General features: G+C 60.8%; 10 protein-coding genes and 1 other RNA gene. 8 read left to right on the top strand and 3 right to left on the bottom strand.

Going from position 1 to position 14,027, the window contains the following annotated elements:
• Positions 1 to 188 precede the first annotated feature (188 nt).
• Positions 189 to 2,567, top strand: coding sequence for a phosphoenolpyruvate synthase (gene ppsA / locus ACJ8IN_RS11275; RefSeq protein WP_060424302.1), 2,379 nt, complete (start codon positions 189 to 191; stop codon positions 2,565 to 2,567).
• Positions 2,568 to 2,676: 109 nt separating this feature from the next.
• Here the strand turns inward: ppsA and rprA are convergent.
• Together rprA and ydiK are read right to left on the bottom strand one after the other, a co-directional pair.
• Positions 2,677 to 2,786: antisense sRNA RprA (gene rprA, locus ACJ8IN_RS11270), an RNA gene on the bottom strand.
• 258 nt (positions 2,787 to 3,044) lie between these two features.
• Complete coding sequence (ydiK, locus tag ACJ8IN_RS11265) at positions 3,045 to 4,145, bottom strand: AI-2E family transporter YdiK (RefSeq protein WP_047567779.1); 1,101 nt, start codon at positions 4,143 to 4,145, stop codon at positions 3,045 to 3,047.
• A gap of 244 nt (positions 4,146 to 4,389) precedes the next feature.
• Between ydiK and ydiJ the strand changes: the two genes are divergently transcribed.
• Positions 4,390 to 7,446 (top strand): D-2-hydroxyglutarate dehydrogenase YdiJ, encoded by a 3,057-nt coding sequence (ydiJ, locus tag ACJ8IN_RS11260; protein ID WP_308325686.1) that lies wholly within the window; start codon positions 4,390 to 4,392, stop codon positions 7,444 to 7,446.
• Positions 7,443 to 7,859, top strand: coding sequence for a 1,4-dihydroxy-2-naphthoyl-CoA hydrolase (gene menI, locus ACJ8IN_RS11255; RefSeq protein WP_016927938.1), 417 nt, complete (start codon positions 7,443 to 7,445; stop codon positions 7,857 to 7,859). The genes ydiJ and menI overlap by 4 nt, the downstream gene beginning before the upstream one ends.
• A 45-nt stretch (positions 7,860 to 7,904) precedes the next feature.
• On the opposite strand, the gene ACJ8IN_RS11250 is transcribed toward menI, so the two are convergent.
• Positions 7,905 to 8,309 carry a hypothetical protein gene (locus ACJ8IN_RS11250; RefSeq protein WP_004931369.1) on the bottom strand — a complete coding sequence of 135 codons (405 nt, stop codon included), beginning with the start codon at positions 8,307 to 8,309 and terminating at the stop codon, positions 7,905 to 7,907.
• A 527-nt stretch (positions 8,310 to 8,836) separates the two neighbouring features.
• Between ACJ8IN_RS11250 and sufA the strand changes: the two genes are divergently transcribed.
• The 5 genes from sufA to sufS are packed head-to-tail and all read left to right on the top strand — an operon-like array spanning position 8,837 to position 13,993.
• The gene (sufA, locus tag ACJ8IN_RS11245; protein WP_004931368.1) at positions 8,837 to 9,208 is read left to right on the top strand and encodes a Fe-S cluster assembly scaffold SufA; all 372 of its coding nucleotides are present in this window, start codon (positions 8,837 to 8,839) and stop codon (positions 9,206 to 9,208) included.
• Positions 9,209 to 9,222: 14 nt separating this feature from the next.
• The gene (gene sufB, locus ACJ8IN_RS11240) at positions 9,223 to 10,719 is read left to right on the top strand and encodes a Fe-S cluster assembly protein SufB (protein WP_033638360.1); all 1,497 of its coding nucleotides are present in this window, start codon (positions 9,223 to 9,225) and stop codon (positions 10,717 to 10,719) included.
• A gap of 43 nt (positions 10,720 to 10,762) precedes the next feature.
• Positions 10,763 to 11,509 (top strand): Fe-S cluster assembly ATPase SufC, encoded by a 747-nt coding sequence (sufC, locus tag ACJ8IN_RS11235; RefSeq protein ID WP_016927936.1) that lies wholly within the window; start codon positions 10,763 to 10,765, stop codon positions 11,507 to 11,509.
• Positions 11,484 to 12,770 (top strand): Fe-S cluster assembly protein SufD, encoded by a 1,287-nt coding sequence (sufD, locus tag ACJ8IN_RS11230; RefSeq protein WP_047567771.1) that lies wholly within the window; start codon positions 11,484 to 11,486, stop codon positions 12,768 to 12,770. Before sufC ends, sufD begins: the two co-directional genes overlap by 26 nt.
• Positions 12,767 to 13,993 carry a cysteine desulfurase SufS gene (sufS, locus tag ACJ8IN_RS11225; RefSeq protein WP_308325687.1) on the top strand — a complete coding sequence of 409 codons (1,227 nt, stop codon included), beginning with the start codon at positions 12,767 to 12,769 and terminating at the stop codon, positions 13,991 to 13,993. The genes sufD and sufS overlap by 4 nt, the downstream gene beginning before the upstream one ends.
• Positions 13,994 to 14,027 lie beyond the last annotated feature (34 nt).

Raw genomic sequence — 14,027 nt, 5'->3', positions numbered from 1 at the left:
GGTTCCCAGGCAAATCAGCCGGTTAGGACATTCTCTTAAAAACCACTTTCTTCAGTGGGTTGATCGATTCACCTTTCCATTTTCCCCGGATCAGTGTGCTAGTCTGATTCGGCTCCGTGTTAGCGGCGCCGTAAAGCAAGCGAATTAAATCCGTCTTTACCCTACTGATAGCAATAAGGATTGTCTCGATGTCCAACAATGGCCCAGACTTGCGTAATGTGCTTTGGTACAACCAGCTTGGCATGCACGACGTTGACCGTGTCGGCGGCAAAAACGCCTCCCTCGGTGAAATGATCACCAATCTTTCCGATTTGGGCGTGGCCGTGCCGAACGGTTTTGCCACCACCGCACAGGCGTTTAACGATTTCCTCGAACAAAGCGGTGTTAACCAGCGCATCTATCAGCTACTGGATCAGACCGACGTTGACGACGTTGCACAACTGGCCAAGGCCGGCGCCCAGATCCGCCAATGGGTGATCGACACGCCGTTCCACGCCGAGTTCGAACGCGAAATTCATCAGGCTTACCAACAGCTCGCCGACGGCGAACCGGAAGCTTCCTTCGCGGTGCGCTCCTCCGCCACGGCGGAAGACATGCCGGACGCGTCCTTCGCCGGCCAGCAGGAAACCTTCCTCAACGTGCAGGGCATCGACGCCGTAATGGTGGCGATCAAGCACGTGTTCGCGTCGCTGTTCAACGACCGTGCCATCTCTTATCGCGTGCATCAGGGCTATGACCACCGTGGCGTGGCGCTGTCGGCGGGTGTACAGCGCATGGTGCGCTCGGATTTAGCCTCTTCGGGCGTGATGTTCACCATCGATACCGAGTCCGGCTTTGATCAGGTGGTGTTTATCACCTCCGCCTTCGGCCTGGGTGAAATGGTGGTGCAGGGCGCAGTGAACCCGGATGAGTTCTACGTGCACAAACCGACGCTGCAAAACGGCAAGCCGGCGATCGTGCGCCGCAACCTGGGTTCGAAAAAGATCCGCATGGTGTACGCGCCGTCGCAGGATCACGGCAAGCAGGTGCGCATCGAAGACGTGCCGGAAGCGCAGCGCAGCCGTTTCTCGCTGACGGATGACGAAGTGCAGGCGCTGGCGCAGCAGGCGATCCTGATCGAAAAACATTACGGCCGCCCGATGGATATCGAGTGGGCGAAAGACGGCCATACCGGCAAGCTGCTGATCGTGCAGGCGCGCCCGGAAACCGTGCGCTCCAACGAACAGACCATGGAGCGCTACCAGCTGAACGGCTCCAGCCCGGTGCTGGTGGAAGGCCGCGCCATCGGCCACCGTATCGGCGCCGGTCCAGTGAAAGTGATCCACGACATCAGCGAAATGGATCGCATCCTGCCGGGCGACGTGCTGGTCACCGACATGACCGACCCGGACTGGGAACCGATCATGAAGAAGGCCGCCGCGATCGTCACCAACCGCGGCGGGCGTACCTGTCACGCGGCGATCATCGCCCGTGAACTGGGGATCCCGGCGGTGGTGGGCTGCGGCCACGCCACCGACGTGCTGAAAGACGGCCAGAAAGTCACCGTCTCCTGCGCGGAAGGCGACACCGGCTTCGTTTACAGCGATATGCTGGATTTCAGCGTGCAAAGCTCCGAAGTGACCGAGCTGCCGGATCTGCCGCTGAAGATCATGATGAACGTCGGCAACCCGGATCGCGCCTTCGACTTTGCGCGTTTGCCGAACGAAGGCGTGGGCCTGGCGCGGCTGGAATTTATCATCAACCGCATGATCGGCGTGCACCCGCGTGCGCTGCTGGAGTTCGATCAGCAGACGCCGGCGCTGCAAAACGAGATTCGCGCGCTGATGCAGGGTTACGATCATCCGGTCGAGTTCTACGTCGGCCGCCTGACCGAGGGCATCGCGACGCTGGGCGCCGCCTTCTGGCCGAAGCGCGTGATCGTGCGCCTGTCCGACTTCAAATCCAACGAGTACGCCAACCTGGTGGGTGGCGACAAGTATGAACCGCACGAAGAGAACCCGATGCTGGGCTTCCGCGGCGCCGGCCGCTACGTGGCCGACAGCTTCCGCGATTGCTTCGCGCTGGAGTGCGAGGCGGTGAAACGCGTGCGTAACGAAATGGGGCTGACCAACGTCGAAATCATGGTGCCGTTCGTGCGCACCGTGGCGCAGGCGGAAGCGGTGGTGGCCGAGCTGGCGCGTCAGGGGCTGAAGCGCGGCGAAAACGGGCTGAAAGTGATCATGATGTGCGAGATCCCGTCCAATGCGCTGTTGGCGGATCAGTTCCTCGAACACTTCGACGGCTTCTCCATCGGCTCCAACGACATGACCCAGTTGGCTCTGGGGCTGGATCGCGATTCCGGCGTGGTGTCGGAGCTGTTCGACGAACGCAACGACGCGGTGAAAGCGCTGCTGTCGATGGCGATTCAGGCGGCCAAGCGCCACGGCAAATACGTCGGCATCTGCGGCCAGGGCCCGTCCGACCACGAAGACTTCGCCGAGTGGCTGATGGAGCAGGGCATCGACAGCCTGTCGCTTAATCCGGACACCGTGGTGCAGACCTGGATCAATTTGTCGAAAAAGAAATAATGTCTCGGCCTCGCTGAGGCATTAACGCCGGGCCGCAGTTAACGCTGCGGCCTTTTTATTTCTGAATGTAAATAACGGCGCGTAAAATAATCAATTCGACGAAAAAAGAATAAAAAAAAGCCCACCGTAGGAGATGGGCAAAGACTACACACAGCAATTCACATGTATGGCATTACATTGTTCAGAAAGGTTGCTTTAAAATCAGTGATTTGAAGCAATAGATGGCCATAATACTAGATTTTTGAACGCGACTAGTCATTAAGAATCATCCTAATCGATAGCGGCATCACATTTTATTTGCGGGAGTTATCTCTTTTTGCCGTTTGCAACAAACAGGGATTTACATTGCATCTTTCATTCGCGGTGCCGTAATCAATATATGGCGGCATTATATTGGGCGGAGATATTACTCGAATGGGGTAGGAATAACGGCAGGAGTGAAAAGTTCCGCCCGACGATGCGGGCGGAAAGGGGGGATTAGCGTTTTTCCAAATCTTCGATGACTTGCTCCGGCGCGGTGGTCGGCTCCGGCGCTTCATCCATCCAGGCGGTCAGCAGGCGATAAGATACCGCCAACACCACCGGGCCGATGAACAGGCCAATCATGCCGAAGGCCAGCAAGCCGCCGATAACGCCGGACAGGATCAGCAGCAGCGGCAGATCGGCGCCCATGCGGATCAGCACCGGGCGCAGCACGTTATCCAGCGTAGCCACCACGCAGCTCCAGACCAGCAGCACGGTGCCCCAGGTGGTATCGCCGTGCCAGTACAGCCAGATGATGGCCGGCACCAGCACCAGCAGCGGCCCCAATTGCGCCACGCAGCAGATGAAGATCAGCATCGTCAGCAGAGTGGCGGCCGGAATGCCGCTCACCGCCAGACCGATGCCGCCCAGCACCGACTGCACCAGCGCCGTCACCACCACACCCAGCGCGACGGCGCGGATCGCCTGGCCGCCCAGCAGCACCGCCGCATCGCCGCGCGCAGAGCCGAGGCGCACCGCAAAGTGGCGGATGCCCAACGCCACCTGCTCGCCGCGCGCATACAACAGGGCGCTGAACAGCAGCATCAGCGCGCAGTGCAGCAGCAGACGGCCGATATGCGCCGCCTGCGCCACGAACCAGGTAGCGGTCTGGCCGAAGTACGGCTGCACCTTCGCCAGCAGCGCGGCGCCGCCGGCGTTAACCAGCGTATGGTAGCTGGAATAGAGCCTGTCGCCGATCATCGGCACGGACTGCAGCCAGGCGAGATCGGGAATATGCAGTTTGCCCGGCGAGCTGGCCCAGGCGATCAGCGGCGCGCTGTTATCCACCACACTGCTGATCAGCAGAGAGATAGGCAAAATGAACAGCAGGATCAGCAGCAGGGTCATGACCAGCACCGCCAGCGAGCGGCGGCCCCACAGCAGCTTTTGCAGTTTGAGCAGCAGCGGCCAGGTGGCGATCACCACCATTCCCGCCCAAGCGAAGCCGAGAATGAACGGTTGGATCACCCAAAAACAGGCGACGATCATGATGGCGATAAACAGCACGCCGAAAATAATTCGCGGTAAGTCGTAACGCGATTGCGGGAGTGGCATCAGTGGCTTCTCATCCTGGTCAATTAAATCCCTGGCACCGGCGAATCGGGTGCCTGTCGGTCGGTTTATTACCGCCGGACGGCCGCCTGTGGCGGCGTTCGCAGGGCGGTAATAATGTGAATGCCTTCACTAAACGAGTATGTTAGTTTTTAGTGTCACTAAAAAATAGGGTGGGTCTGAATTAAAGGCCCGATTCAGCGTACATCAGCGCATAAAAAATAGACGGACAGGGTCAAAAAAGCGAATGATCCCACAGATTTCTCAGGCGCCCGGCCTCGTTCAACGGGTGCTCGACTTTTTGGAAGCACTGAAGCAAAACGGATTCAACGGCGATACCGCCACCAGCTATGCCGACCGGCTGACGATGGCCACCGACAACAGCATCTATCAGCTGTTGCCCGATGCGGTGGTGTTCCCCCGTTCCACCGCCGACGTGGCGCTGATCGCCCGCCTGGCCGGGGAAGAGCGATTCAATGCGCTGACCTTCAGCCCGCGCGGCGGCGGCACCGGCACCAACGGCCAGTCGCTCAATACCGGCATCGTGGTCGATATGTCGCGCCATATGAACCGCATTCTGGAGATCAACGTCGAACAAGGCTGGGTAAAAGTCGAAGCCGGGGTGATCAAGGATCAGCTGAATCAATATCTGCGGCCGTTCGGCTACTTCTTCTCGCCGGAACTGTCCACCAGCAACCGCGCCACCCTGGGCGGCATGATCAATACCGACGCCTCCGGCCAGGGTTCGCTGGTGTACGGCAAAACCTCCGATCACGTGTTGGGCCTGCGGGCGGTGCTGCTGGGCGGCGAGATGATCGATACCCGCGCCATGCCGACGGCGCTGGCGGAAACGATTGCTCTGGACGAGACCGCCGAAGGGCGTATCTACCGCACGGTGCTGAACCGCTGCCGCGAGCAGCGCTCGCTGATCCTGGAGAAATTCCCCAAGCTCAATCGCTTCCTCACCGGTTACGATCTGCGCCACGTGCTGAGCGACGATCTGCAAACCTTCGATCTGACGCGCATCCTGACCGGCGCCGAAGGCACGCTGGCGTTTGTCACCGAGGCGCGGCTGGACATCACGCCGCTGCCGAAAGTGCGCCGTTTGGTTAACGTAAAATACGACTCCTTCGACTCGGCGCTGCGCAATGCGCCCTTTATGGTCGAAGCCAAGGCGCTGTCGGTGGAAACCATCGATTCCAAGGTGCTGAACCTGGCGCGTGAAGACATCGTTTGGCACTCGGTGAACGAACTGATCGCCGACGTGCCGGATAAAGAGATGCTCGGGCTGAACATCGTCGAGTTCGCCGGCGACGATCGGGCGCTGATCGACGGCCAGATGGAAACCCTGTGCCAACGGCTGGATGAACTGATCGCGCAGCGGCAGGGCGGCGTGATCGGTTACCAAATCTGCGGCGATCTGGTGGGCATCGAGCGCATTTACAACATGCGCAAGAAGGCGGTCGGGCTGCTGGGCAACGCCAAAGGGCGCGCCAAGCCGATTCCGTTCGCCGAGGACACCTGCGTGCCGCCGCAACACCTGGCGGACTATATTGTCGAATTTCGCCAACTGCTCGACGACCATAACCTGAGCTACGGCATGTTCGGCCACGTCGACGCCGGGGTGCTGCACGTGCGCCCGGCGCTCGACATGTGCGACCCGCAGCAGGAGGTGCTGATGAAGCAGATCTCCGATCGGGTGGTGGCGCTGACCGCCAAATACGGCGGCCTGCTGTGGGGTGAGCACGGCAAGGGTTTCCGCGCGGAATACAGCCCTGAATTCTTCGGGGAAAAGCTGTATGAGGAGCTGCGCCGCATCAAAGCGGCGTTCGATCCGGATAACCGCCTGAACCCGGGCAAGATCTGTGCGCCGCTGGCGGTGGATGCGCCAATGATGCAGGTGGACGCGGTCAAACGCGGCACCTTCGATCGCCAGATCCCGGTCGAGGTGCGTACCTCGTTCCGCGGCGCGCTGGAGTGTAACGGCAACGGCCTGTGCTTCAACTTCGACGTGCGCAGCCCGATGTGCCCGTCGATGAAGATCAGCGGCAACCGCATTCATTCACCGAAAGGGCGGGCGACGCTGGTGCGCGAGTGGCTGCGTCTGTTGGCCGAGCAGGGCGTCGATCCTTTGGCGCTGGAGAAACAGCTGCCGCAGCAGCGAGTCAGCCTGCGCGGTTTGATCGAGAAGACCCGCAACAGCTGGCACGCCGGCAAGGGCGAGTACGACTTTTCGCACGAAGTGAAAGAGGCGATGTCAGGTTGCCTGGCCTGCAAGGCCTGCTCCACGCAGTGCCCAATCAAGATTGACGTGCCGGGATTCCGTTCGCGCTTCCTGCAGCTCTACCACACCCGCTATCTGCGCCCGGTAAGCGACTACATGGTCGCCGGCGTGGAGAGCTATACCCCATTGATGGCCCGCGCGCCGAAGGTGTTCAACTTCTTCTTCCGCCAGCCGTGGCTGCGGGAGATGAGCCGCAACGCCATCGGCATGGTCGATCTGCCGCTGCTGTCCAGCCCGACGCTGCGTCAGCAGCTGTCCGGCCACCGCGCGACCACGCTGACGCTGGAGCAGCTGGAAGGGCTGAGCGCCGAGCAGCGCGCAGATCACGTGCTGATCGTCCAGGATCCGTTCACCAGCTATTACGACGCCAAAGTGGTGGCGGACTTTGTCCGGTTGGTGGAGAAGCTCGGCTATAAACCGGTGCTGCTGCCGTTCTCGCCGAACGGCAAGGCGCAGCATGTGAAGGGGTTCCTGACGCGGTTCGCCCGCACCGCGCGCAAAACCGCCGATTTCCTCAACCGCGTGGCGCAGCTCGGCATGCCGCTGGTGGGCGTCGATCCGGCGCTGGTGCTGTGCTACCGCGACGAATACCGCGAGATCCTCGGCGCCGAACGCGGCGATTTCCAGGTGCTGCTGGTGCACGAATGGCTGCAGCAGCGGATCGCGGATCGCGCCGAACAGCCGGCGACCGGCGAACCCTGGTATCTGTTCGGCCACTGTACCGAAACCACCGCGCTGCCGGCCAGTGGCCAACAGTGGGCGGCGATCTTCGCGCGCTTCGGCGCCAAACTGGAGAACGTCAGCGTCGGCTGCTGCGGCATGGCGGGCACTTACGGCCATGAAGCCAAGAACCTGCAAAACTCGCTCGGCATTTATGAGCTATCATGGCACCCGACGCTGCAGCGTTTGCCGCGGCAGCGCTGCCTGGCGACCGGCTATTCCTGCCGCAGCCAGGTGAAACGCATCGAGGGCAATGGCGTGCGCCACCCCTTACAGGCACTTCTGGAGATGATTGAGTGAAATTGTGGAAACGTGAAACATCGCTGGAGCAGTTGAACCGCGCCGGCGACGGCTGCATGGTCAGCCATGTGGGCATCGAGTTTACCCAGCTGGGCGAGGATTTCCTCGAGGCCACCATGCCGGTCGATGGCCGCACCCGGCAGCCGTTCGGGCTGTTGCACGGCGGGGCGTCGGTGGTGCTGGCGGAATCGATGGGATCGATGGCCGGTTACCTGTGCAGCGAGGGCGAGCAGAAAGTGGTGGGGCTGGAGATCAACGCCAACCACCTGCGCGCGGTGTTCGATGGCCAGGTGCGCGGGGTGTGCCGCGCACTGCACGTTGGCCGCCGTCATCAGGTGTGGCAAATCGAGATCTTCGACGCGCGCGATCGGCTGTGCTGCACCTCGCGTCTGACCACGGCGGTCATCGACTGATTCCCGCCGGTTTCCGCAGGCGAGCGGCCTGCGGAGCCTTGCGCCTTACAGCTGAAACGGCACGCGTTTGACGAAGTCCTTCTGAAACGCGTTTGCCTTCTCCCAGGTGCCTTCCATTGCATATTTTTGGCAGATCAGCGTCAGCGTGTGGCGAGCGAAGTGGTAGCTTTGCACCCGAAAAAGCTGGCAGCGCTGTGGATTGTTGATCTCGACGATCAGCCGGTTGTGCAGCTTGCTGAGCGCATGCAGGTAGCTGTCGTCGTCGCCGTTCTCCAGACACAGATTGGCCATGGTGAGGCTGACGCTGTTGTACCGCTTCAGGTGGTCGATATTGCATTCCGGGCGCCGCAGCGCCGCTTCGGCCATGTAAAAGTCCACCGTGGCGTCGCGCACGCTGAATTTGTAGTCATCAATCTTGCCCAGCAACCATGCGTTGATCGAAAGAGTCATTGGCTTCGCGCTCAAATTACAATTGAATGATAATCATTATCATATAAACTGCCGCGTTGCCGATCAATCCCCGGCGCGGCGTTTTTTCATCGCGCGGGGGTGTAAAAGGCCGTCGACGACCCAATTTAATCCTGAGCGACTAAACTTTAACCTGAGGGTGCGCGCTTGCGCCGCGCCACGAAATGCCGATAAACGCACATTTACGACAGACAGAATGCAGAAATAGGTATTTTCTATGAATGTTTATATCGGCAACGCCCCGCGGCGCTGTAACGCTGACGGGCCACCGGGGAGTGCGGTACGGTGATGCAGGATAGAGAACAAATTCATAGGGATAGCATGCACGCCTTGCCGCCAGACGCCGCAAGCCGCCTCGGGTGTCCCGTTGGCTTGCCGCGCGCCGCAGCGAAAAACCGCGCTCGCGGCGGATACCCCCGCAAAACAAACGGTTGAAGTGATAATTGTTATCACTAACATATAAGCAACCCAGATTGGCTGTGGCCAAACACGAGTGTGAGGTAGACCCTATGCAAACGGAAAATGTCGGCACTTTTTCTCTGGATGAAAATGTCTGGCAAGGCATTTCGCTCAGCGACAGCGCCGTACGACAAATAACCAAACTGATGCAGCAGGATCCGCAGGTGAAAGGGCTGCAGCTAGGGGTGAAACAATCCGGCTGCGCCGGCTTTGCCTATGTGCTGGATCTGACCCGCGAACCCGCCGATGACGATCTGCTGTTTGAGCGCGACGGCGCCAAACTCTATGTGCCGCTGAAGGCCATGCCGTTCATCGATGGCACCACGGTAGATTACGTCCGCGAAGGGCTGAATCAGATATTCAAATTTAACAACCCTAAAGCTCAGCATGCCTGCGGGTGCGGCGAGAGCTTTGGCGTTTGAGCGATGCAATCAACATGACACGAAGCAATGTAGAAATGCCTAATGAAGTGCAGGCTTGGGTCAGCGAAGGTCGCTACAAAGAAGGTTTCTTCACCCAGCTGGCAACCGATGAGTTGGCTAAAGGCATCAACGAAGAGGTGGTGCGCGCCATCTCGGCCAAGCGTAACGAACCCGAGTGGATGCTGGAATTCCGCCTCGAGGCCTACCGCGCCTGGCTGCAGATGGAAGAGCCGCACTGGTTGAAGGCCAATTACGATCGTCTGAACTACCAGGACTACAGTTACTATTCGGCGCCGTCCTGCGGCAGCTGCGACGACGCCTGCGGTTCGCAACCCGGCGCCGAGCAGCAACCGGGCGCGGCGACGGAAAAAGATTACCTGACCAGCGAAGTGGAGCTGGCGTTCAATCAGCTCGGCGTGCCGGTGCGCGAGGGCAGCGAGGTGGCGGTGGACGCCATCTTCGACTCGGTCTCTGTCGCTACCACTTACCGTGAAAAACTGGCGGAGAGCGGGGTGATCTTCTGCTCGTTCGGCGAAGCGATCCAGGAATACCCGGATCTGGTGCGTCAGTACCTGGGGCGCGTGGTGCCGTCCAACGATAACTTCTTCGCCGCGCTGAACGCCGCGGTGGCTTCCGACGGCACCTTCGTTTATGTGCCGAAAGGCGTGCGCTGCCCGATGGAACTGTCGACCTACTTCCGCATCAACGCCGCCAAAACCGGCCAGTTCGAGCGCACCATCCTGATCGCCGACGAAGGTAGCTACGTCAGCTATATCGAGGGCTGTTCCGCCCCGGTGCGCGACAGCTATCAGCTGCACGCGGCGGTGGTGGAAGTGATCCTGCATAAAGACGCCGAAGTGAAATACTCGACGGTGCAGAACTGGTTCTCCGGCGGCGAGAGCAAGGGCGGTATCCTCAACTTCGTCACCAAGCGCGCGCTGTGCGAAGGCGCCGGCTCGAAAATGTCCTGGACCCAGTCGGAAACCGGCTCTGCCATCACCTGGAAATACCCGAGCGTGATTTTGCAGGGCGACAACTCGATCGGCGAATTCTTCTCGGTGGCGCTGACCAGCGGCCATCAACAGGCCGATACCGGCACCAAGATGATCCACATCGGCAAAAACACCAAGTCGACCATCATCGCCAAAGGCATCTCCGCCGGCCACAGCGAGAACACCTATCGTGGCCTGGTGAAAATCCTGCCGGGGGCGGAAAACGCCCGTAACTTTACCCAGTGCGACTCGATGCTGATCGGGCCGGACAGCGGCGCCCACACGTTCCCTTACGTTGAAGCGCGCAACAACAGCGCTCAGCTGGAGCACGAAGCCACCACCTCGAAGATCGGCGACGACCAGCTGTTCTACTGCCTGCAGCGCGGCATCAGCGAGGATGACGCCATTTCGATGATCGTCAACGGTTTCTGCAAGGACGTTTTCTCCGAGCTGCCGCTGGAGTTCGCCGTCGAGGCGCAGAAACTTCTGGCCATCAGCCTGGAACACAGCGTGGGTTAATCGCCGCATTTTTAGCGCCGCCGGCGCTATCTGAGGACACAGCATGTTAAGCATCAAGAATTTGAAAGTCAGCGTGGAAGGCAACGAGATCCTCAAGGGATTGGATCTGGAGATCAAACCGGGCGAAGTGCACGCCATCATGGGGCCGAACGGCTCGGGCAAGAGCACGCTGTCCGCCACGCTGGCCGGGCGTGAAGAGTATGAAGTGACCGAAGGGGAAGTCACTTTCAAAGGCAAGGATCTGCTGGAGCTGGATCCGGAAGATCGCGCCGGCGAAGGCGTGTTCCTGGCCTTCCAGTACCCGGTGGAGATCCCCGGTGTCAGCAACCACTTCTTCCTGCAGACGTCGGTCAACGCGGTGCGCAAATACCGCGAGCAGGAGCCGCTGGATCGCTTTGACTTCGCCGATTTCATCGAAGAGAAAATCGCGCTGCTGGATATGCCGGCCGATCTGCTGACCCGTTCGGTCAACGTCGGCTTCTCCGGCGGCGAGAAAAAGCGCAACGACATTCTGCAGATGGCGGCGCTGGAGCCGGATCTGTGCATTCTCGATGAAACCGACTCCGGCCTGGACATCGACGCGCTCAAGATCGTCGCCAACGGCGTCAACTCGCTGCGGGACGGCAAGCGCGCGTTTATCATCGTCACCCACTATCAGCGCATTCTGGACTACATCCAGCCGGATTACGTACACGTGCTGTCCCAGGGGCGCATCGTCAAATCCGGCGATTTCTCGCTGGTGAAACAGTTGGAGGAGCAGGGCTATGGCTGGCTTACCGACCAACAGTAATTCAAACGCGCTGCAGCAACTGTATCGCCTGTTCGAAGGCCGCGGCGGCGAGCGTTCGCCGCATGCGCTGGCGCACTGGCAGCAGGCGCTGCGCCTCGGCTGGCCAACGCGCAAGCATGAAAACTGGAAATACACGCCACTGGAGAGCCTGCTGGAGCAGCAGTTCCTCGAACCGCAGCCCGCGCCGGTGAGCGCTGAGCAGCTTGAGGCGCTGACGCTTGGCATCGATGCCTGTCGGCTGGTGTTTATCGACGGCCGCTACAGCGCCGCGCTCAGCGATGGCGATTTGGGCGAATACCAGTTCGAATTGACTGCCTACGGCACGCCGCAGGCGCTGCCGGAGCCGATCCAGCCGGAAATTTTCCTGCACCTGACTGAAAGCCTGGCGCAGGAAACCAGCCTGATTCGCTTGCCGGCCGGCAAGGCCCCGGCCCGCCCGCTGTACCTGCTGCACATCAGCAGCGGACGCGGCGCCACCGGGGAAGTGAACACCGTGCATCATCGTCACCATCTGGAGATCGGGCGCGGGGCCGAGGCGGAAGTGATTGAACACTACGTCAGCCTGGGCGAGGCCGCGCACTTCACCGGCGCGCGCCTGACCGCCAACGTGGCGGACAACGCCGGGCTGTTGCACTGCAAGCTGGCGTTTGAGAGCCAGCCGAGTTACCACTTTGCCCACAACGATCTGGTTATCGGCCGCGACGCGCGGGTGAAAAGCGACAGTTTCCTGCTGGGCGCCGGCCTGACGCGGCACAACACCAGCGCGCAGCTGAGCGGCGAAGGCGCAAATCTGGTGATCAACAGCCTGGTGCTGCCGGTGGGCAAAGAGATCTGCGATACCCGCACCTATCTGGAGCACAACAAGGGCTATTGCGAAAGCCGCCAGCTGCATAAAACCGTGGTCAGCGATCGCGGCAAGGCGGTGTTCAACGGCATGATCAAAGTGGCCAAGCACGCGATCAAAACCGACGGCCAGATGACTAACCATAACCTGCTGTTGGGCAAGGTGGCGGAGGTGGATACCAAGCCGCAGCTGGAGATCTACGCCGACGACGTCAAATGCAGCCACGGTGCCACCGTGGGGCGCATCGATGAAGAGCAACTGTTCTATCTGCAGTCGCGCGGCATCGACAAACACGCGGCGCAGCAGATGATCATTTTCGCCTTCGCCGCCGAGCTCACCGAAGGCATCGCCAATGACACCATCCGGGAACGGGTGCTGGCGCGTATCGCCCAGCGCCTGCCGGGGGAGGCTGAATGAGTTATCCGATTGAACGCGTGCGCGGCGATTTCCCGCTGCTGGCGCGTGAGGTGAACGGCCAACCGTTGGCCTATCTCGACAGCGCCGCCAGCGCGCAGAAACCGCAGGCGGTGATCGACCGCGAGCTGGAGTTCTACCGCCACGGTTATGCGGCGGTGCATCGCGGCATCCACACCCTGAGCGCCGAGGCGACCCAGCAGATGGAAGCGGTGCGGGAACAGGCGGCGCGCTTTATCAACGCCGCCTCGGCGGAAGAAATGGTGTTCGTCAAGGGCACCACCGAAGGCATCAATTTGGTGGCCAACAGCTTTGGCCGCCACCTGCTGCAGCCGGGCGATGCGATTCTCATCACCGAGATGGAGCACCACGCCAATATCGTGCCGTGGCAGATGCTGGCGCAGGAGCGCGGGCTGCAGCTGCGGGTGTGGCCGCTGCAGCCGGACGGTACGCTGGATCTGGCGCTGCTGCCGGAGCTGGTCGACTCGTCCTGCAAACTGCTGGCGCTGACCGAGGTCTCCAACGTGCTGGGCACCGTCAACCCGGTGCGCGACATCATCGCCCGCGCCAGAGCCCTGGCGCCGGAGCTGACGGTGCTGGTGGACGGCGCGCAGGCGGTAATGCACCAGCGCGTCGATGTTCAGGCGCTGGACTGCGATTTTTACGTATTTTCCGGCCATAAGCTGTACGGCCCTTCCGGCATCGGCATGCTGTACGGCCGCCAGGCGTTGTTGCAGCAGATGCCGCCGTGGGAAGGGGGCGGCTCGATGATCAGCCAGGTCAGCCTGACGGCGGGCACCACCTTCGCCGATCCGCCGTGGCGCTTCGAGGCCGGTTCGCCGAACACCGCCGGCATCATGGGGCTGGGGGCGGCGTTCGATTACGTCGAAGCCCTGGGCCTGAATGCGATCCACGATTATGAACAGTCGCTGATGCACTATGCGCTGGAGGCGCTCAGGCAGGTGCCGACGCTGAAAGTTTATGGTCCGGCCCATCGCGCCGGGGTGATCGCCTTCAACCTGGGGGAGCACCATGCCTATGATGTCGGCAGCTTCCTCGACCAGTACGGCATCGCCATTCGCACCGGCCATCACTGCGCAATGCCGCTGATGGCGTTTTATCAGGTGCCGAGCATGTGCCGCGCTTCGCTGGCGTTATATAATACCCGCGAAGAGGTGGACCGGATGGTGGCCGGGCTGCAACGCATTCATCAGCTATTAGGCTAGGCCGGGGCGCGTCCCCGGCGGTACAAAAGGATCC

The organism is Serratia sp. CY31944 (assembly GCF_052169175.1).
In the GTDB taxonomy this organism is placed as follows: Bacteria; Pseudomonadota; Gammaproteobacteria; order Enterobacterales; family Enterobacteriaceae; genus Serratia; species Serratia sarumanii.
The sequence above is the reverse complement of the archived record's forward strand: the minus strand, read 5'-3'. Positions and strand labels throughout refer to the sequence as shown.

Bases quoted from the DNA above. Each gene is read 5' to 3' on its own strand.
- sufS (WP_308325687.1), top strand. From the start codon at position 12,767: ATGAGTTATCCGATTGAACGCGTGCGCGGCGATTTCCCGCTGCTGGCG.
- ACJ8IN_RS11250 (WP_004931369.1), bottom strand. From the start codon at position 8,309: ATGACTCTTTCGATCAACGCATGGTTGCTGGGCAAGATTGATGACTAC.
- ydiK (WP_047567779.1), bottom strand. From the start codon at position 4,145: ATGCCACTCCCGCAATCGCGTTACGACTTACCGCGAATTATTTTCGGC.
- ydiJ (WP_308325686.1), top strand. From the start codon at position 4,390: ATGATCCCACAGATTTCTCAGGCGCCCGGCCTCGTTCAACGGGTGCTC.
- sufC (WP_016927936.1), top strand. From the start codon at position 10,763: ATGTTAAGCATCAAGAATTTGAAAGTCAGCGTGGAAGGCAACGAGATC.
- sufD (WP_047567771.1), top strand. From the start codon at position 11,484: ATGGCTGGCTTACCGACCAACAGTAATTCAAACGCGCTGCAGCAACTG.
- sufB (WP_033638360.1), top strand. From the start codon at position 9,223: ATGACACGAAGCAATGTAGAAATGCCTAATGAAGTGCAGGCTTGGGTC.
- ppsA (WP_060424302.1), top strand. From the start codon at position 189: ATGTCCAACAATGGCCCAGACTTGCGTAATGTGCTTTGGTACAACCAG.
- sufA (WP_004931368.1), top strand. From the start codon at position 8,837: ATGCAAACGGAAAATGTCGGCACTTTTTCTCTGGATGAAAATGTCTGG.